Below are 252 nucleotides of genomic sequence, written 5' to 3'. Positions count from 1 at the left end.
AATGGGCCGTGCGCGAGATGGAGGAGCGCTACAAGAAGATGTCCAAGATCGCGGTCCGCAACATCGACGGCTACAACGCCCGGATGAAGGAGGCCCGCGAGCGCGGCGAGACCATCACCCGCACGGTGCAGACGGGCTTCGACCGCCACACCGGCGAGGCGGTGTTCGAGGAGGAGGCGATGGACCTCAGCCCCCTCCCCTACATCGTGATCGTGGTGGACGAGATGGCCGACCTGATGATGGTGGCCGGCA

The 252-nt window shown here is 65.9% G+C and carries 1 protein-coding gene; it reads left to right on the top strand.

All coding sequences use genetic code 11. The features are described 5' to 3' along the window. Positions 1-252, top strand: a 252-nt coding sequence (locus tag AX737_RS14850) for an FtsK/SpoIIIE domain-containing protein (protein WP_156453732.1), incomplete at both ends; no start/stop codon positions are given.

The sequence above is a fragment of the Methylobacterium sp. CCH5-D2 genome (genome assembly GCF_001556475.1).
In the GTDB taxonomy this organism is placed as follows: Bacteria; Pseudomonadota; Alphaproteobacteria; order Rhizobiales; family Beijerinckiaceae; genus Methylobacterium; species Methylobacterium hispanicum.
This window is presented reverse-complemented; position numbering and strand designations above follow the sequence as displayed.